We start from the raw sequence: 255 nt of genomic DNA on the forward strand, positions 1-255 counted from the left end.
CTCCGTTACACTTTAGGAGGAGACCGCCCCAGTCAAACTGCCTACCATGCACTGTCCCCGATCCGGATAACGGACCAAGGTTAGAACCTCAAACAAACCAGGGTGGTATTTCAAGGTTGGCTCCACGTGAACTGGCGTTCCCGCTTCAAAGCCTCCCACCTATCCTACACAGATTGGTTCAAAGTCCAATGCAAAGCTACAGTAAAGGTTCATGGGGTCTTTCCGTCTAGCCGCGGGTAGATTGCATCATCACAA

1 rRNA gene is annotated in these 255 nt (G+C 51.4%); it reads right to left on the reverse strand.

The features are described 5' to 3' along the window. Positions 1–255, reverse strand: a 23S ribosomal RNA gene (locus GTP55_RS29420); the annotation flags it as partial.

Origin of the sequence: Duganella margarita, from assembly GCF_009857535.1 — a bacterium.
Classification (GTDB): domain Bacteria; phylum Pseudomonadota; class Gammaproteobacteria; order Burkholderiales; family Burkholderiaceae_D; genus Rugamonas; species Rugamonas margarita.